The organism is Janthinobacterium sp., assembly GCF_031995485.1.
Taxonomy (GTDB): domain Bacteria; phylum Pseudomonadota; class Gammaproteobacteria; order Burkholderiales; family Burkholderiaceae_D; genus Janthinobacterium.
The window spans coordinates 53,033-71,095 of record NZ_DAMAGB010000006.1 but is presented as its reverse complement, the minus strand read 5'-3'; the positions used below and the strand labels follow the sequence as shown (position 1 = coordinate 71,095).

The following is an 18,063-nucleotide window of genomic DNA, read 5'->3' as shown; positions in this document are numbered from 1 at the left end:
CATGTCACCTGAGTAGCAATTCGACGAGGGGCCAGGCAGAGCACTACGGAAACAGCAGGGGATCCGGACCGATCCGGCCATTGCGATCCAGGGCCGCGATGGCCGCCATATCATCGTCGCCGAGCACAAAATCGAAGACGTCGAGATTCGAACGGATGCGCTCTGGCGTGACCGATTTCGGGATCGCGATATTGCCAAGTTGCAGCTGCCAGCGCAGGACGATTTGTGCCGGCGTACGATGGTGGCGTGCCGCGATGGCTGCGATGGTCGGATCTGCCAGCGCAGCGCTTTGGCCCAGCGGGCTCCAGGCCTGCGTGCGTATGCCCATGCGCTGATGGACAGCACGCAAGTCGTGCTGCTGGAAAAATGGGTGCAATTCGATCTGGTTCAGGGTCGGCACGATGCCGGTCTCGTCGACCAGGCGCTGCAGGTGTTCTTCAGTGAAGTTGGAGACGCCGATCGAACGCACCTTGCCCGCGTCGCGCGCCTGCGCCAGGGCCTGCCACGTTTCCACATACAAGTCCTGCTTCGGAACTGGCCAGTGTATCAGCAGCAAATCAACATAATCGAGTTTCAGCCGTTTCAGGCTCGCGTCAAGCGCCTGCGCGGTTTTGTGCAAGCCTTGGGCGTCGTTCCAGATCTTGGTCGTGACAAACACGTCTTCGCGCGGCAAGCCAGCCCTGGACAGGCCGGCGCCGACGCCGTCTTCATTCTCGTAGATTGCTGCCGTATCGATATGGCGGTAACCCGCAGCCAGTGCTTCCACGACGGCGGCGCTGGCCTGCTCGGGAGTCGCTTGCCAGACACCGAGTCCGATGGCCGGAATATGGTTGCCGTCGTTCAGTTCGATCAGTTTTTGTGTCGTCATTGTCAGGGAAAGAAAAAATGGGCAGCCGGTTCAGATGCCCGATGGTTGGAATAACTCGATGGCAGCAGGGTATCGCCATCGCCCGTGGCGCCACTGGTGCGCCGTGATGCCCGGTACGCCGTACCTCTGTCATGTGCGTCTGCCGCTGCGCTATCTCGCCTCCTGCCGGTAGCGCGCCGGCGGCAGTTCGAACTGGGTCCTGAAGAAACGGGTAAAGGCGCTTTGCGAGGAGAAGCCCAGGCGGTCGCCGATTTCGGCCACGCTCAGTGTCGTCTCGCGCAGCAGGCGGCGCGATTCGCGGCTTTTGGCGCGCAGTTCCAGCGCGCGGAACGAAGTGTCCTCCTGCTGCAGCTGGCGCCGCAGGGTCCAGCTGTTCATCGCCAGGCCGTCGCACAGGGCCGGCAGCAGCGAGGCGCTGTCGGCCTGCAGGCCATCACTTGTTGCCAGCAGGTCGATGATGGCCTGCTCCACGCGGGCTGAAAACCGCTGGGCGCTGCGCAGCTTGTGCAGTTGCGCCTGCGCGTGCTCCAGCGCATGCGGCGCCAGCAAGGTATTGAAGTGGCGGTACGGCGCGTCGAGCCGGCGCGCATCGAATACCAGCGTATTGCGCGCCTGGCCGTAGCGCGCCGGTGCGCCGAAGCTGTCCGACACGGCAGGCGCAAACCATGGCGCCTTGCCCTGGAAGCTGGCCTCGAATGCCGTCGGCACGCCGTCGTCATAGGCACGCGCCACCAGCGACAGGATCTTGAAGTTGGCCAGCGCCTGCATGGCGCCGCCCTGCGGGCAGAATTCGGACAGGTATTCGATTTCGACGCGGCTGCCATTTTCCCGCATCAGCATGAAATCGAATTCGCCGATCAGGCCGCGCAACTGCAGCAGCTGGTGCAGCGCGTCGCGCAGGGCAGGGCGGTTGAAGCAGACCTGGGCCACTTCCGGAAAGTGCGCCAGCCAGTGCTGTGGCTCGATGTCGAGCATGCCCCGCTGCAGCGGCAGTTGCTGCGCATACGCCACCATGCGCCGGTGGCGCTGCGCATCGATGCGTCCTCCGGGCTCGACGAGCTGCGCGCGCGTGATGCCGGTATGCCGGTAAAAATCGTCCGGGCCATGGCCATCGGCCTCCAGCGCCATCGCGCACTGGCGTGCGATATGGTTCGCCACCGTGCGGGTGTCGGTTTTGTGCATGTCGTCTCCAAAGCCTCTGCGGACTTGTTTGTAGTAATTTTTCACAAATGGTAGCACTTTTGCTGGAAATGTTTGATTGCCGCACGTCAATGTCAAAAATTGTTCACGCCGGTATAAATACTGTCTCGCGCGGTCAAGAAGATGACGACATGGCACGCTATATTGCGTCGGGGCCGGCCTCGATGCCGCGCCCCCAATCACAAAAAACACAATGGAGACAACCATGAACTGCACCATGAAACCGATGGCCCGCGTGGTCGCCGGCAGCTTCGCCGCGCTTGCCCTGGCCGCCTGCGGCAACCACGACACCGTCAGCGAGCAATACACGCAGCCCGTATTCGGCAGCACCAGCTACAGCATACTCAAGGTTGACGGCTATACCTTCAAGGACATGAACCGCAGCGGCAAGATCGAGCCGTACGAGGACTGGCGCCTGTCGGCCGAGGCGCGCGCCGACGACCTGATCGCGCGCATGACGCTCGATGAAAAGGCCGGCCTGATGATGCACGGCACGGCGCCCACGGTGGCCGACCCGACCGGCATCGGCCAGGGCAGCGGCTACGACCTGACGGAGCTGCAGGATCTGATCGTCAAACAGTACGTCAACACCTTCATCACGCGCATGGCTGGCGACTCGGCCAATATGGCGGCGCAATACAACAAGGTGCAGGCGCTGAGCGAGACCTCGCGCCACGGCATTCCGGTGTCGATCAGCACCGATCCGCGCCACCATTTCCAGTACACGGTCGGCGCCAGCGCCAGCACCAATGGTTTTTCGCAATGGCCTGAAACGCTGGGCCTGGCCGCCATCGGCGACGATGCGCTGGTGCGCCGCTTCGGCGATATCGCGCGCCAGGAATACCTGGCCGTCGGCATCACGCAGGCGCTGTCGCCACAGGCGGATCTCGCCACCGAGCCGCGCTGGTCGCGCATCAATGGCACCTTCGGCGAAGACGCCGACCTGGCCAAGCGCATGGTGCAGAACTATATCGAAGGCTTCCAGGATGGCGGTACCGGCCTGCACGATGGCAGCGTGGTGGCGGTCGTCAAGCACTGGGTCGGCTACGGCGCGACGAAAGAGGGGTTTGACGGCCACAATTACTATGGCCGCTACATGACCTATCCGGGCAATAACTTTGCCTATCACGTGAAGCCGTTCGAAGGCGCGTTCAACGCCAGGGCCGCGTCCGTCATGCCGACCTATGCGCTGCCGGACGGCAATATCACGATTGACGGCATCACGCTGGAGCAGGTGGCGGCCGGTTTCAGCAAGACCATGCTGACCGACCTGCTGCGCGGCAAATACGGCTTCGAAGGCGTGATCCTGTCCGACTGGGGCATCACCTCCGACTGCGACGCCAACTGCCGCAATGGCACGCCGGCCGGCGTGGCGCCATCGTTTATCGGCTTCGGCACGCCATGGGGCATGGAAGACGCCACCAAGGCCGAGCGCTATGTCAAGGCCGTCAATGCAGGCATGGACCAGTTCGGCGGCGTGACGGAAGCGCCTTACCTGACGCAGGCGGTGCAGCGCGGCCAGCTGACGGAAGCGCGCATCAACGCTTCGGCGCGCCGCATCCTGGTGCAGAAGTTCAGGCAGGGCCTGTTCGAGCATCCGTTCGTCGACACGGTAAAAGCGGCGGCCACGGTTGGCAAGGCCGACTTCGTCGAAGCGGGCCTGGAAGCACAGCGCCGCTCGCTGGTGCTGCTGGAAAACAAGGACAAGGTCCTGCCACTGGCAAGCACCGTGAAGAAGGTGTACCTGTATGGCATCGACGCGGCCGTCGCCCGCCAGTACGGCTATACCGTGGTGGCGACGCCACAAGAGGCCGACGTGGCGCTGCTGCGCGTGGCCGCGCCGTATGAAATCCTGCACCCGAACTATATCTTCGGCAGCATGCAGCATGAAGGGCGCCTGAACTACGTCGACGGCGACTCCGACTACGAGGCGATCAAGAACGCCGCCCGCCTAGCGCCGAAAACCGTGGTCACCGTCTACCTGGACCGCCCGGCCATTCTCGGCAACGTGCAGGACAAGGCCAGCGCCATCATCGGCAACTTTGGCGTGAGCGACGGCGCGCTGTTCGATGTCCTGACCGGCAAGGCCAAGCCACAAGGCAAGCTGCCGTTCGAGCTGCCGTCGTCGATGGCCGAAGTGCAGGTACAGAAGTCGGACGTGCCGTATGACACGGCGCGGCCGCTGTACAAGTTCGGCTATGGCTTGGGGTATTGATATGGCGTGATGTGCCGGTGGCGTGGGATGACGGCCGTTCAGGCCTGATCCGACCGGCGCCGGTGAATGCTGTGGTGGTGCCGGATTACGCTACGCTAATCCGACCGCCGGCAGCATTCAACTGCGCGATATCTTCCACGCCGGGCGTCAGCCGGGTGGCCGCCGCCAGGTCCTGCACTTGCTGCAGCCGCCTGGCGTCCGGCCAGATCCTCCATCTTCCCGCCCTGATTGACAGCCATGCAGCGCTGGCCGATACTCGCCGCTTCGCTCATGGTTCACCTCAGGAAGGAATCCCCGATGTCCGTACGCCCGCATTTGCGCCAGACCGTGTTTGCCATCGCGCTGGCCAGCGCTTTTTCCATTACAGCCGCGGTGGCCCATGCCGCACCTGTGGCGCCGGCATCCAGCGCCTGGGTCGAAGCGAGCAACCGCAATGCCGCCATCGTGCTCGAAGCGCAGGCAAAATTCTCGCCCGAAAACGCGTCCGACACGGGCCTGCCGCAATACGACGGCCTGGCTGCCGACCTGGGGCCGGATATCGTGGCGCGCCAGGTCGCGGCGCTGCAGCAGGCGCGCGGCAAGCTGCAGCAAAAACTGGAGCTGGAACGCGATGAGCGGATCCGCCAGGACCTGGAAATTTTGATCGGCGCCGTGGACCAGGAAATCGCCGGTGTGCAGATCGAGGACAAATACACCCTGCCGTGGATCGATGTGCCGCAGATGGTGTTCGGTTCGATGCAAAGCCTGCTGCAGGAACAGCGTCCGGCCGCGCGCCGCGCGAAAGCACTGGAACGGCTGCAGCGCTATGTGGGCCAGTTCAAGGGCAGCACCGCCATCACGGAACAGGCCAAGGCCCGCTTCAGGGAAAAAATCGGCCAGCCCGGCCTGGCCGGTCCCGTGCGGCTGCAGGTGGAACAGTCGCTGGAGAACGTGCCGACGTATATCGCCGGTATCCGCAAGCTGTTTGCGGACATGAAGATCGCCGGCGCCGAACCGGCGCTGGCGGCGATGGAAAAGCAGCTCAATGACTATGCTGCGTGGGAGCGTGAAGTGGTGCTGCCGCTGGCGCGCACGGATTTCCGCATGGCGCCGGAGCAGTATGCGTTCCGCCTGAAGCAGGTCGGCATCGATATCGAGCCGCGTGCGCTGGTCGAGCGGGCCGAAGTGGCCTACCTGGAAACGCGTTCGGCGATGCAGGCGCTGGCGCCGGTGGTGGCGGCCAAGCTGGCGCTGAAAGGCATCGATGGCAGCGACTATCGCCAGGTGCTGCGTGCACTGAAAAGCGCGGCGATCCCGAACGACAAACTCGAAGCGCATTACAAGGGCGTCAATACCGAGCTGGAACAGCGCATCCGCCAGCAGGGCGTGGTCGATATTCCGGCGCGTGCGATGACCATGCGCCTGGCCTCGCCGGCCGAATCGGCGGCGCAGCCGGCGCCGCACATGCGGCCGCCTCCGCTGATCGGCAATGCGGGCGAGCATGGCCAGTTCGTGCTGCCGGTCGGGAACCCGGCCGCCAGCGGCAAGGGCGAAGCGTATGACGATTTCAATTTTGCCGGCGCCGCCTGGACCCTGAGCGCGCACGAGGGCCGTCCCGGCCACGAACTGCAGTTCAGCGCGATGGTCGAGCGGGGCGTGTCGCAGGCGCGCAGCCTGTATGCGTTCAACAGCGTCAACGTCGAAGGCTGGGCGCTGTATGCGGAAGCGGAGATGATTCCGTACGAGCCGGCCGAAGGACAATTCATTGCGCTGCAGTTCCGCATGCTGCGCGCGGCGCGCGCCATGCTCGACCCGATGCTGAACCTGGGCCAGATCACGCGCGAGGAAGCGGGCCGCATCCTGACCGACGAAGTGATGCTGTCGAAGCCGATGGCGCGCCAGGAGCTGGACCGCTATACGTTCAACGCACCGGGCCAGGCCGGCAGCTACTTCTATGGCTATACGCGCATCCTGCAGCTGCGCGCCGAGACGGAAGTGGCGCTGGGCGCGAAGTTCGACCGCCTGGCGTTCAACAACTTCCTGCTGGGCCAGGGCCTGCTGCCGCCGGAGCTGCTGGCCAGGGCCGTGCGCGAGCAGTTCATTCCGGCGCAGAAGGCAAAGGGCTAAAGCCGCGCAATACGGCGCACATGGCCCGCACGTGGCCTGATGTGCGCCGTATAATTGCCAGTGTTATCACCTTTTTCAGGAGTGCAGTTTGCAGCCACCGATCCGCTATCCGAATATGCCGCAACTGCTGCTCAAGGCGCGCGATAGCCTGCTGCAGCATTTCCGCCCCATTCTCAACCACTATGGCGTCACCGAGCAGCAGTGGCGCATCATGCGCGCGCTGAACGAATGGCAGATGCTCGAGCCGCGCGAGCTGTGCGACATCTGCCAGATCTCGAGTCCCAGCATGAGCGGCATCCTGGCCCGCATGGAAGAGACGGGATGGCTGGCGCGCAGCAAGTTCGAAGGCGATCAGCGCCGCCGCAAGGTGCACCTGTCCGTGGCCGGCTCCGAGCTGCTGGTGGAAATGGGCAGGCTGATCGACCTGCAGTATGAAAACCTGGAAGCGGCCTACGGCAAGCAGGTCTTCGAAGACATGCGCCTGGCGCTCGAAGCGTTCGTGGCGCTCGATACCTTGCCGGTGGCGCCGGCGATTTTGCGCTGATTTTCCCCTTTTCTTCTAAATTCAACGGGGATGGCGCAGGTCTGTGGTGGCGTCGGATTACGCCGTTCCGCCCAATCCGACCTGCCCGGCCTGCCCGATTCGCGGATGCGCAAGCACCGACAATGTTGCCCGATTCCCCTTTATTTGACATATCCACTCCGCTCCCTGCGGGGCATATGGCCGTTCGCTCGCCGCTTTTTCTACAAGAGTTGGCCTGACAGTTAATCGCTTACATATTAGTAAAAAGGCGTATAATTTCCTGCACTTGATCCAAATCAAGAAAGACGCGATGCCAAGGCCTTGTTTGCCGGGCAGTCGCGCTACGTCACTCCCCCAGGATAGTCAGGAAAAAAAATGAAGAACCCATGCATGCGCGCTGCCGCGCTGGCCGCCACCACGCTGATCTGCGCAAACGTTTGCGCGCAGAGCAATGTCACCATCTACGGTGTCGTTGACGAAGCCGCCGCCTACGCCAGCAACCAGAACGGCAACTCGAACACTTATATGCGCAGCGGCAGCCTGTCGGCCAGCAAGATCGGCTTTTTGGGCACGGAAGACCTGGGCGGCGACCTGCAGGCGCTGTTCCTGCTCGAAAGCGGCTTCGAAGCCGACACGGGCGCGCAAAGCGTGGCCGGTTCGCTGTTCAACCGCCAGGCCTATGTGGGCCTGCAGTCGCGCGCATGGGGTAGCGTCACCGCCGGGCGCCAGTACACGCCGTACTACCTGCTGGTCGGCTCGCTCGCGTCGAGCAATATCCTGACCGGCGCCACCGGCGCGCATCCGGGCGACTTCGATGGCCTCGACACCACCGTGCGCGTGAACAATTCGCTCACGTACAGCTCGCCCGTCTGGCGCGGCCTGCAGGCCAGCACGCAGTACGGTTTTGGCGAAGCGAAGGACGGCAACGGCGCCGGCAGCAGCTTCAGCGCCGCCGTCAAGTACAGCGCTTCGCCAGCCGAATTTGCGCTCGGCTACCTGAAACTGAAAAACGGCCAGAACAGCAATGCCGCCGGCTGGAGCGACACGGCCTCCGGCAACTTCGGCGTCTCGGCGATCAATCAGGGCTATGTCTCGGCCGAGTCCATCCAGTTTGTCGCTGCCAGCGCGCGCTACACCTTCGGCAAATTTATGGTGGGCGCCAATGCCAGCAATGTGCAGTTCCAGGCCGGCAGCGCTTCCGCCTTCCGCGACACGGCCGTGTTCAATACGGCCGGCCTGGTCGCCAGCTACCAGGCGGCGCCCGCGCTGTTCCTGTCGGCCGGCTACAGCGACACGCGCGCGGCGCACGCCAACGACATAAGCGACCGCGCGCGCTACCGCCAGCTGTCGTTCGAGCAGAACTACGCGCTGTCGAAACGCACGGCGCTGTACGCGATCGAAGCGCGCCAGCTGGCGCATGGGCAAACCCTGGGTGCCAGCGGCAATGTCGTCAATGCGGTGGCCTCGATCGGCGACTCGCAGAATGGCACCCCCTCGTCGAACGGCGGCCAGACCGCCGTCATGCTCGGCCTGAAGCACGCCTTTTAAGCTGTTTCCATCCACAGGAGCTGCAATGAAAACGCATTCCAACGAGGGCGCGAGCCCCGTCAATCCCGGCCGCCGCATGGTGCTGGCCGGCCTGCTGTCGGCCTCCGCCGCCGCCCTGATACCGTGGGCGCTGGCCGAGCCGGTTGCCAGCGCGGAGCAGGGCGCTTTCCTGGGCGTGTCGGCCATGCTGGTGGGGCGCCAGGCGCTCGATCCGGTGCTGGCCACGCGCCTGTATGAAGCGCTGGTGGCGCAGGACAGCGCTTTTCCCGTCAAGGTGCGCGCGCTGCTGGCACTGATCAACACGGACGGCTTGCAGGCGGCCGGCCTGCAGGAAGCGCTCGACGCAGCCAGTTCGCCATTGGCGGCGCTGCCGCGCCAGATCGCCAGCGCCTGGTACCTGGGCATCGTCGGCACCGGCGAGGCGGCCGTCTGCGTCGCCTACGAGCAGGCGCTCAACGCCGCCGTGGTCGCCGACGTGCTCAAACCCCCATCGTATTCGTATGGCGCCTACGGCAGCTGGGCCAGAAAACCAATCTAAGGAGCCATCATGGCTGAACAAATGAGTGCCGATTACGTGGTGATCGGCTCGGGCATCATCGGCTCGCTGTCTGCGCGCAAGCTCGCGCTGGCCGGCGCCTCGGTACTGATCCTGGAAGCAGGGCCGCGCGTGTCGCGTGGCGAAATCGTCGCGCGCTTTCGCAATTCCACGCGCCGCAGCGACCTGATGTCGCCCTATCCGTCGGTGGCCACCGCGCCGCATCCGATCTACCAGCCCAAGGACAGTGGCTACCTGGTGCAGGCTGGCCCGTATCCGTATCCGGCCGAATATATCCGCCAGTTCGGCGGCACCTCGTGGCACTGGGCGGCGCAAGCGTGGCGCAATGTGCCGAACGACTTCCGCATCCACAGCCTGTACGGCGTGGGCGTCGACTGGCCGATCAGCTATGAGGACCTGGAGCCGTTCTACCAGGAAGCCGAGGAGATCATGGGCGTGTCCGGCGCGGACAATACGGGCTCGCCGCGCAAGCAGCCATTCCCGATGGCGCCCGTGATCGAGCCGTACGCCATGCGCCGCGTGCGCGAGCGCCTCGAACCCGCCTATAAAGTGGTCAGCAATACCACTGCGCGCAACAGCGTCAGCTACGATGGCCGCCCGGCCTGCTGCGGCAACAACAGCTGCCAGCCGATCTGCCCGATCGACGCGCAATACCACGGCGGCATCGCCGCGCTGCAGGCCGAAGCGGCCGGCGTCACCATCCGCGTCAACGCCAATGTCTACAAGCTCGAACACGACGAGCAGGGGCGCATCACGGCCGCGCTGTATTACGATGTCGACAGGCAGAGCCACCGCGTCACGGCCAGGACGTTTATCCTGGCCGCCAACGGCATCGAAAGCCCGCGCCTGCTGCTGCTGTCCGCCTCCGACAAATATCCGAAGGGCCTGGCCAACAGCAGCGACATGGTGGGCCGCCACCTGATGGACCATCCGAGCACCTCGCTCACCTTCGACGCCGACGAAGACCTGTGGCTGGGCCGCGGTCCGCAAAGCCCCAGCTCCATCAACACCATGCGCGACGGCGACTTCCGCGGCGAACATGCGCCATACCGGCTCGACTTCACGAATATCTCGCGCGTTGATGGCGCGACAAAAGAACTGATAGGCCAGGGCGTGTTCGGCGAAGCGTTCGAGCAGCAGCTGCGATTCCGCTCGGCGCGTGAAATGAGCCTGAAGACGGTGCTCGAAGTGCTGCCCAATCCCGAGAACCGCATCGCGCTGAGCCACGAAAAGGATTCCATGGGCATCCCGAAACCGCAGGCCCATTATTCGATCGACGATTACACGCGGCGCGGCCACGAACGGGCCAGGCAGGATTTCGAACGCATCGCCAGGCTGATGGGGGGCAGCAATCTGCGCCACAGCAAGGAAGGCGTGTTTTCCAACAACCAGCATATCTGCGGTACGCTGGCGATGGGCAAGGACCCGGCCCGGGCCGTCTGCAACGAATGGGGCCGCACGCACGACCATGCCAACCTGTTCTTGTGCAGCACCGGCGTATTGCCGACCTCGGGCACCTGCAATTCGACGGAAAATGGCCTGGCGCTGGCGCTGCGCACGGTCCAGCATATCCTCGACGAACAGGGAGCGAAGGCATGATGGCCATACTGAACCGGCCGCTGGCCGGCCTGCTGCTGGCGTTTGTTAGCGCTTCCGCGATGGCTGCGACCAGCGACGCCGCCACGGTCGAACGGGGCCGCTACCTGGCCACGGCCGGCGACTGCATCGCCTGCCACAGCGTCCCTGGCGGCAAGCCGATGGCGGGCGGCCTGGCGCTGGCCACGCCGCTCGGCCCGATTATCGCCACCAATATCACGCCGTCCAAAACGCATGGCATCGGCAGCTACACGCTGGCGCAGTTTTCCGACGCGGTGCGCCACGGCGTGCGGGCCGACGGCGCGCATCTGTATCCGGCCATGCCCTACACGGCCTACGCCAAGCTGACCGATGCCGACCTGGCGGCGCTGTACGCTTATTTCATGCACGGCGTGGCGCCGGTCGATGCCGCCCCGGCGACAACCACCAAGCTGCCGTTCCCGTTCAATATCCGCCTGTCGATGGCGGGCTGGAACCTGCTGTTTTTGGACAAAAAACCGTTCGAGCCGGATCCGGCAAAGAGCGCCGAATGGAACCGCGGCGCCTACCTGGCGCAGGGCCTTGCCCACTGCGGCACCTGCCATACGCCGCGCAACCTGCTGATGGCCGAGCAGCTGTCGAAAGAACTGGGCGGGGCAGACCTGGGTACCTGGCATGCGCCGAACATCACCTCGGATGTCAACAGCGGTATCGGCAGCTGGAGCCGGCAGGACCTGGTCGACTACCTGCGCACGGGACGCGCCGCGCAGCGTGGCCAGGCCGCCGGCCCGATGGCCGAAGCCATCGACCATAGCCTGCAGCACCTGAACGACACCGACCTGAACGCCATCGCCGCCTACCTGCAAAGCATGCCGGCGCTGCGCGACGCGGCAGATACGAAACCGGTCACGCAATGGGGCGCGGCCGGCGAGGAACTCAATGCGATACGCGGCGTACCGCTGCCGAAGGACCTGAACCGCATGTCCGGCCCGCAGTTGTACGATGCGCACTGCGCCAGCTGCCACCAGGCGAAAGGCGAGGGCAGTTTCGACGGCAGCCTGCCGCCGCTGTACCATAACTCGGCGACGGGCCGCAGCCAGACCAACAATTTGGTGATGGCGATGCTCGATGGCGTCGAGCGGCAGTATGGCGGCAGCAATCATCTGATGCCCGCGTTCCGCCAGGTGCTGTCCGACGAACAGATCGTCACCTTGGGCAATTACGTGCAGGGCAAATACGGCAACCCGGCCGGCAAGGTGACGCTGGAGCAGGTGACGACCCTGCGCCGCGGCGGCGCGCCATCGAACCTGATCGGCATTGCGCGCGGCGCCATGATCGTCGGCTTGCTGGCGCTGTTGCTGCTGTTTCTGTGGTGGCGGGGGCGCAGGGAGGAGTAAGCCGGAACGGGTGCAGCGGGCATGCTAGTATACGCAACTCATTTGCGTTTACTAATTTTCGTTCACATCGAGGCTGCCTTGCTGACCATTACCAACCTGGAGCACCGCTATGGCGGTGCGACCGTGCTGTCCGTGCCATCGTTCGACCTGCCGCGCGGACGGCACGCACTGCTGCTGGGACCATCGGGCTCCGGCAAATCGACCTTGCTGCATCTGCTGGCGGCGATCCTCACGCCCCAGTCGGGGCACATCGCGGTCGACGGCGTGCAGCTTGCCATGCTGGCGCCGCGCGCCGCCGATGCATGGCGCGCCCGCCATGTGGGCTTTTTGCCGCAGCAGCTGGCGCTGGTCGCCAGCCTCACCGTGCGCGACAACGTGCTGCTGGCCAGCTATGCCAGCGGCATGGCAGCGGACCCGCAGCGCGCCGACAGCCTGCTGCATGAACTGGGGCTGGCCGGCAAGGCCCGCGCCCATCCCCATCAACTGAGCGGCGGCCAGCGCCAGCGCGTGGCGATCGCGCGCGCCATGCTGTCCATGCCACGGCTGCTGCTGGCCGACGAACCGACGGCCAGCCTGGACGACAGCGCCTGCGCCACCGTGGTCCGGCTGCTGGCGCGCCAGGCAGCGCAGGCCAACGCCTCGCTGCTGATCGCCAGCCACGACGCGCGCCTGGTGGCCGCCTTGCCCGACGCGGCTGTCCTGCGCCTGCCGGCGCGCGGTGAATCGCCGGAGCTGCCATGCGCCGCCTGAACGCCATCTCCCTGGCGCTGGCCGCGTTGCGCCACAAGCCGCTGTCCACTTTCCTGAACCTGCTGCTGATGGCGATCGGCGTGGCGATGATGACCTTTATCGTCTCCGCTTCCAGCCAGCTGGAGCTGGGTGCCTCAAGGGATGCGAACGGCATCGATATGGTGGTGGGCGCCAAGGGCTCGCCGCTGCAGCTGGTGCTGTCCTCCGTCTACCATGCCGATATCCCGACCGGCAATATCCCGGCCTCCGCGCAGGCGGAGCTGGCGGCCAATCCGCTGGTGGCCGGCGTGATCCCCCTGGCGCTGGGCGACAGCTACCGGGGCTACCGCATCGTCGGCACCACCGTCGACTATGTGCGCCAGTATGGCGGCCAGGCGGCCAGCGGCGTGGTTTTCGGCGGCGCCATGCAGGTGGTGCTGGGCGCCGACGCGGCGCGCAACACCGGGGCGGCTCCCGGATCGCGCTTTGCCGGCTCACATGGCCTGATGGCGGGCGGCGAAGTGCATGCCCATGCGCCCTATACGGTGGTGGGCATCTTGCGGCCGACCGGCACGGTGCTGGACCGGCTGATCGTCACGCCCGTCGCGTCGGTCTGGCGTGTGCATGAAACCGATCCGGACGAAGCGCATGCAGAACAACATGAGCATGAAATCACCGCGCTGCTGGTGCGCTACGCCTCGCCGCTGGCCGCCATCAGCCTGCCGCGCTGGGTCAACAGCCAGACCCGCCTGCAGGCGGCGCAGCCGGCGGTCGAAGCGGCCAGGCTGTTCGAGCTGGTGGGGGTGGGCGCGGATGTGCTGCGGGCGATTGCCGCCATCGTGCTGGCGGTGGCGTGCCTGTCGATGTTCGTGGCCCTGTACCACGCGCTGGAAGAGCGCAAAACGGACCTGGCGATCCTGCGCGCGCTCGGCGCGCCGCCGCGCAAGCTGTTGCTGCTGTTGCTGGCGCAGGGACTGATGCTGTCCACCGGCGGCGCCGCGCTGGGCTGGCTGCTGGGGCATATGGGAGTAGGGCTGCTCGGCCAGATGATGGTCGGGCAGCAGAACCTGGCGCTGTCGGCCTGGCGCATCGATGCCCAGGAAGCGTGGCTGCTGCCGGCTGCTGTGCTGGTGGGTATGCTGGCCGCGTTTGTCCCCGCCGTGCGCGCCTACCGCACCGATATCGCCGCCACGCTGGCGCATACATAAAGGAAAGCTCATGAAATCACTGCTTGTTTTGCTGCTGCTGGCGGCCGGTGGCGCACATGCCGCCAGGATCACCACGCCCGCCACCGAGGACCATCCGCCGTCGTTCTTTGCGCCGCTGGAGGATATTCCCGGCGTGTTGCCCTGGTCGCTGCTGTCGAAGGCCACCACCGTCAAGGCGAAAGGCGGGCGCATGGTGCCGAAATATACCAGCGAGATCGCCGCGCTGGACCAGACCGAAGTGAAAGTGCAGGGCTACATGATGCCGCTGCAGCCGGGCCGGAAGCACAAGCACTTCCTGCTGACGGTGACCTCGGCCAGTTGCCCGTTCTGCCTGCCGGCCGGCCCGGAAGGCGTAGTGGAGATCAACAGTGCGGCGCCCGTCAAGTTCAGCTACGCGCCGTTGATCATGATGGGCAAGCTGACGGTGCTGAAAAGCGATCCGATGGGGCTGTATTACCGCATCAGCGGCGCCAGCCTGGTGGCGCCGTGATGGCGGCATTGCTGGCGCTGGCCATGGCGGCAGCCGCGCCGGATTTTTCGCTCTCCACGCTCGATGGCAGCCGCACGGTCAGCCTGGCCGACTTGCCCGGCCCGGTGCTGCTCAATTTCTGGTCCGGCGACTGCCTGCCCTGCGTGCGCGAGCTGCCGCTGCTGCAGGCGCAGTCGACCCGGCTGTCCGGCCTGCGCCTGGTGGGCATTGCCATCGATCAGGGCAGCAGGGCGGCGCCGTTTGCGCGGCGCGCCGGCACCACCTATCTGCAGCTGGCCGCGCCCGGCAACCACGCCTTGCTGCGCCGGTTCGGCAATACGCTGGGAGCGTTGCCGTATACCGTGATGCTCAATCGCGCGCACCAGGTCTGCACCGCGCGCATGGGGATGGTCGATGCGCAGTGGCTGGCAAAGGCAGCGCAGGCGTGCGTGCAATAGCTTTCGCAGGCTGGTTGCATTAGCGGGTCTTATGTAATATCATTGGTTACATGAGAAAAGACAGCAAACTATCGTCGATATTGCATGTGCTGCTGCATATGGCGCACCTGGACCGTCCCATGACGTCCGAACAGCTGGCCGGCTACCTGGACACCAATCCGGTGCTGGTGCGGCGCGTGATGGCGGGCCTGCGCGAGCGCGGCTATGTCGCCTCCAGCAAGGGGCATGGTGGCGGCTGGTCCATCAGCTGCGACCTGCGGCAGGTGACGCTGCGCGATATCTACGAAGCGGTTGGCTCGCCCACCGTGTTCGCCATGGGCAACCGCATCGAGCAGCCGGGCTGCCTGGTGGAACAGGTGGTCAACCAGTCGCTGGCGTCTGCCTTTGACGAGGCCGAAGCGCTGCTGATCGCGCGCCTGGGCGACGTGACCCTGGCCCAGCTGTCCGAACGCTTCAGCCAACTGTATGCCAACCACGAAAGAGCACCCCATGCACACCATTGAACCTTCCAATATATATGACGTGATGATTCTCGGCGGCAGCTACGCCGGCCTGTCCGCCGGCATGCAGCTGGCCCGCGCGCGCCGCCGCGTGCTGGTGATCGACGCCGGCCAGCGCCGCAACCGCCATGCCAGCCACTCGCACGGCTTCCTGACCCAGGATGGACGCCCACCTGCCGATATCGCGGCCGACGGCAAGCGCCAACTGCTGGCCTACCCGACCGTCACCTGGCGCGAGGGCAGGGCAGAACATGCCGAGGCGACCGCAAGCGGCTTTGGCGTGACCCTGGACGACGGCAGCGTGTTCCACAGCCAGCGCGTGATACTGGCCACCGGCGTGGTCGACGAACTGCCGCCGGTCGAGGGATTGGGCGAGCGCTGGGGCGCCAGCGTGTTTCACTGCCCGTATTGCCACGGCTATGAGCTGGACCAGGGCCGCATCGGCGTGATCGCCACCGGCGCGCTGTCGATGCACCATGGCCTGATGCTGCCGGACTGGGGCCAGGTGACGTTTTTCCTCAATGGCGCGTTCGAACCCGATGCGGCGCAGCTGGCCGAACTGGCGCGCCGCGGGACCCGCGTCGAGCGCACGCCGATCACGCGCATTGCCGGCGTGGCCGACGTGGTGCTGGCCGATGGCAGCGTCCATGCGATGGCCGGCCTGTTTGTCGCGCCGCGCACGCACCAGGCCAGCGCGCTGGCCGGACAGCTGGGCTGCGCGTTTGACGATGGTCCGATGGGCCAGATTGTACGCGTGGACGAGATGAAGGCGACCACCGTGCCGGGCGTGTTCAGCTGCGGCGACGCGGCCCGCGCGGCCGGCAATGTGGCATTTGCCGTGGCCGATGGCGCGATGGCGGGCGTGGCGGCGCACCGTACGCTGATGTTCGGGCTTCCCCAAGCCGCCTGAGCTTGCTGTTTGATGCGGGATCCTTTAAAATCATTAAATGCAACTGACTTGCATATGTTGATTTCAAGGAACCCATGAACGACTGCCTGCCCGATGTGGCAATCAAGCCGGCCCCCGCCATGCCGGAACCGGCCAGGACTGCCCGCGGGCGCCAGCGCATCAGTGTGTTTGCCTGGCCGGCCTGGCTGCGCGTGCTGGCCGTGCTGCCTGCCTGCGCGGTGTTGTGGTTGGGCGTGCGCTGGGCGCTGGCATGAGCGCGCTGGCCAGCCTGCATGGACTGACGGTGCGCTACCACGGTCATTGCGCGCTCGATGGCGTCGATGGGGTACTGGAACAGGGCAGCCTGACCGCCGTGGTTGGTGCCAATGGCGCCGGCAAGAGCACCTTGCTCAAAGCCATGCTGGGACTGGTGCCGATCGCTGGCGGCCATATCGAACTGCATCTGCCGCGCCAGCGCATCGCGTATCTGCCGCAGCAGTCCGGAATCGAACGCGGCTTTCCCATGCTGGCGCGCGAGTGCGTGCTGCTGGGCGCATGGCAGCGCGTGGGCTTGTTCGCACGCGTGCCCTCGGCGGTGCAAACGCGCGTCGACCAGGCGCTCGATGCGGTCGGCATGACGGACCTGGCGCGCGTTCCCATCGCCGCGCTGTCGGCCGGCCAGTTCCAGCGCCTGCTGTTTGCCCGGCTGATGGTGCAGGATGCGGACCTGATGCTGCTCGACGAACCGTTCAATGCGGTCGATGCGGCCACCACCGCGCTGCTGCTGTCGCTGATCCATGCCTGGCACGCGCAGGGACGCACGGTGCTGGCGGTGCTGCACGACCACGCCCAGGTGCGCGGCCATTTTCCGCAGGCGCTGCTGCTGGCGCGCCGCGTGCTGGCCTGGGGCGATACCAGTACCGTGCTGTGCGACGCCAGTGCGGACAAGGCGCGCGATGCCGCTTGAACTTCTGGCCGGACCCTTTGTCGAATTTGCCTTCATGCGCCGCGCCTTGATCGCCGTGCTGGCGCTGGCGCTCGGTGCCGCGCCACTGGGCGTGCTGCTGACGCTGCGCCGGCTGAGCCTGGTGGGCGATGCCCTGAGCCACGCGGTGCTGCCCGGCGTGGCGCTCGGTTTCATGTTTTTCGGGCTGTCGCTCACCGCGCTCAGTATCGGCGGCGTGCTGGCCGGCATGCTGGTGGTGATGGTGGCCGCCCTGGTCAGCCGCCATGCGCGCATCGCCGAAGACGCCAGCCTGGCCGCGCTGTACCTGGTGGCGCTGGCGCTGGGCGTGATGCTGATCTCGCTGCAAGGCTCGCAGATCGACCTGCTGCACATTCTGTTCGGCAATGTGCTGGGCGTGGACCGCGACGGGCTGCTGCTGGTGGCCAGCGTCGCCAGCGCCACCTTGCTGCTGCTGGCGGCGATGTATCGCGGCCTGCTGATCGACAGTTTCGATCCCGCTTTCCTCGCCGCCGGCAAGGGTGGCAACAGCGGGTTCCAGCAGCTGTTTTTGATGCTGGTGGTGGTCAACCTGGTGGCCGCTTTCCAGACCCTGGGCACGCTGATGGCGGTGGGGCTGATGATGCTGCCGGCCATTTCGGCGCGCCTGTGGCACAACACCCTGGCGGCGCAGCTGGTCCACAGCAGCTGCCAGGCGATGGCCGCTGGCCTGGCCGGGCTGCTGCTGTCGTATTACGCGGCGCTGCCCTCGGGACCGTCGATCATTGTCTGCGCGGGCCTGCTCTACGGCGGCTCGCTGCTGCTGTCGCCGCACGGCGCGCTGGCCACGCTGCGGCGCGCCCGCACCTGATTTCCACT

The 18,063-nt window shown here is 65.7% G+C and carries 18 protein-coding genes; 16 read left to right on the top strand and 2 right to left on the bottom strand.

Annotated features, from left to right (window positions below):
• Positions 1-43: 43 nt before the first annotated feature.
• Together RTQ46_RS06305 and RTQ46_RS06300 are read right to left on the bottom strand one after the other, a co-directional pair.
• Positions 44-868 (bottom strand): aldo/keto reductase, encoded by an 825-nt coding sequence (locus RTQ46_RS06305; RefSeq protein WP_312435308.1) that lies wholly within the window; start codon positions 866-868, stop codon positions 44-46.
• 150 nt (positions 869-1,018) lie between these two features.
• Entirely contained in the window at positions 1,019-2,050 is a 1,032-nt protein-coding gene (locus tag RTQ46_RS06300; protein ID WP_312435307.1) for a helix-turn-helix domain-containing protein, read from the bottom strand.
• A gap of 223 nt (positions 2,051-2,273) precedes the next feature.
• Here RTQ46_RS06300 and RTQ46_RS06295 point away from each other — a divergent pair, with 223 nt between their 5' ends.
• The 16 genes from RTQ46_RS06295 to RTQ46_RS06220 all read left to right on the top strand — a co-directional run bounded on the left by RTQ46_RS06295 (position 2,274) and on the right by RTQ46_RS06220 (position 18,055).
• A complete protein-coding gene (locus RTQ46_RS06295; protein WP_312435306.1) occupies positions 2,274-4,283 on the top strand; it encodes a glycoside hydrolase family 3 N-terminal domain-containing protein in 2,010 nt (669 codons plus the stop codon).
• A 297-nt stretch (positions 4,284-4,580) separates the two neighbouring features.
• Entirely contained in the window at positions 4,581-6,389 is a 1,809-nt protein-coding gene (locus RTQ46_RS06290; protein ID WP_312435305.1) for a DUF885 domain-containing protein, read from the top strand.
• An 88-nt stretch (positions 6,390-6,477) separates the two neighbouring features.
• Positions 6,478-6,933 (top strand): MarR family transcriptional regulator, encoded by a 456-nt coding sequence (locus RTQ46_RS06285; RefSeq protein ID WP_312435303.1) that lies wholly within the window; start codon positions 6,478-6,480, stop codon positions 6,931-6,933.
• A 354-nt stretch (positions 6,934-7,287) separates the two neighbouring features.
• Positions 7,288-8,460, top strand: coding sequence for a porin (locus tag RTQ46_RS06280; protein ID WP_312435301.1), 1,173 nt, complete (start codon positions 7,288-7,290; stop codon positions 8,458-8,460).
• A 25-nt stretch (positions 8,461-8,485) separates the two neighbouring features.
• Positions 8,486-8,998 (top strand): sugar dehydrogenase complex small subunit, encoded by a 513-nt coding sequence (locus tag RTQ46_RS06275; protein WP_312435299.1) that lies wholly within the window; start codon positions 8,486-8,488, stop codon positions 8,996-8,998.
• A 9-nt stretch (positions 8,999-9,007) separates the two neighbouring features.
• Positions 9,008-10,615: a GMC family oxidoreductase gene (locus RTQ46_RS06270; protein ID WP_312435298.1), complete on the top strand. Its 1,608-nt coding sequence runs from the start codon at positions 9,008-9,010 to the stop codon at positions 10,613-10,615.
• Positions 10,612-11,988, top strand: coding sequence for a cytochrome c (locus RTQ46_RS06265; RefSeq protein WP_312435297.1), 1,377 nt, complete (start codon positions 10,612-10,614; stop codon positions 11,986-11,988). The genes RTQ46_RS06270 and RTQ46_RS06265 overlap by 4 nt, the downstream gene beginning before the upstream one ends.
• A 78-nt stretch (positions 11,989-12,066) precedes the next feature.
• Positions 12,067-12,738 carry an ABC transporter ATP-binding protein gene (locus tag RTQ46_RS06260; RefSeq protein ID WP_312435295.1) on the top strand — a complete coding sequence of 224 codons (672 nt, stop codon included), beginning with the start codon at positions 12,067-12,069 and terminating at the stop codon, positions 12,736-12,738.
• Positions 12,726-13,925, top strand: coding sequence for an ABC transporter permease (locus RTQ46_RS06255; RefSeq protein ID WP_312435294.1), 1,200 nt, complete (start codon positions 12,726-12,728; stop codon positions 13,923-13,925). The genes RTQ46_RS06260 and RTQ46_RS06255 overlap by 13 nt, the downstream gene beginning before the upstream one ends.
• 10 nt (positions 13,926-13,935) lie before the next feature.
• A complete protein-coding gene (locus RTQ46_RS06250; RefSeq protein ID WP_312435293.1) occupies positions 13,936-14,415 on the top strand; it encodes a hypothetical protein in 480 nt (159 codons plus the stop codon).
• Positions 14,415-14,852 carry a TlpA disulfide reductase family protein gene (locus tag RTQ46_RS06245; RefSeq protein WP_312435291.1) on the top strand — a complete coding sequence of 146 codons (438 nt, stop codon included), beginning with the start codon at positions 14,415-14,417 and terminating at the stop codon, positions 14,850-14,852. The genes RTQ46_RS06250 and RTQ46_RS06245 overlap by 1 nt, the downstream gene beginning before the upstream one ends.
• A gap of 50 nt (positions 14,853-14,902) precedes the next feature.
• A complete protein-coding gene (locus RTQ46_RS06240; RefSeq protein ID WP_312435290.1) occupies positions 14,903-15,355 on the top strand; it encodes an Rrf2 family transcriptional regulator in 453 nt (150 codons plus the stop codon).
• The gene (locus RTQ46_RS06235) at positions 15,342-16,262 is read left to right on the top strand and encodes an NAD(P)/FAD-dependent oxidoreductase (protein WP_312435289.1); all 921 of its coding nucleotides are present in this window, start codon (positions 15,342-15,344) and stop codon (positions 16,260-16,262) included. Before RTQ46_RS06240 ends, RTQ46_RS06235 begins: the two co-directional genes overlap by 14 nt.
• Positions 16,263-16,336: 74 nt before the next feature.
• Positions 16,337-16,516 (top strand): hypothetical protein, encoded by a 180-nt coding sequence (locus RTQ46_RS06230; RefSeq protein ID WP_312435287.1) that lies wholly within the window; start codon positions 16,337-16,339, stop codon positions 16,514-16,516.
• Complete coding sequence (locus RTQ46_RS06225) at positions 16,513-17,208, top strand: ABC transporter ATP-binding protein (protein ID WP_312435286.1); 696 nt, start codon at positions 16,513-16,515, stop codon at positions 17,206-17,208. Before RTQ46_RS06230 ends, RTQ46_RS06225 begins: the two co-directional genes overlap by 4 nt.
• Complete coding sequence (locus RTQ46_RS06220; protein WP_312435284.1) at positions 17,198-18,055, top strand: metal ABC transporter permease; 858 nt, start codon at positions 17,198-17,200, stop codon at positions 18,053-18,055. The genes RTQ46_RS06225 and RTQ46_RS06220 overlap by 11 nt, the downstream gene beginning before the upstream one ends.
• The last annotated feature ends 8 nt before the right edge of the window (positions 18,056-18,063 follow it).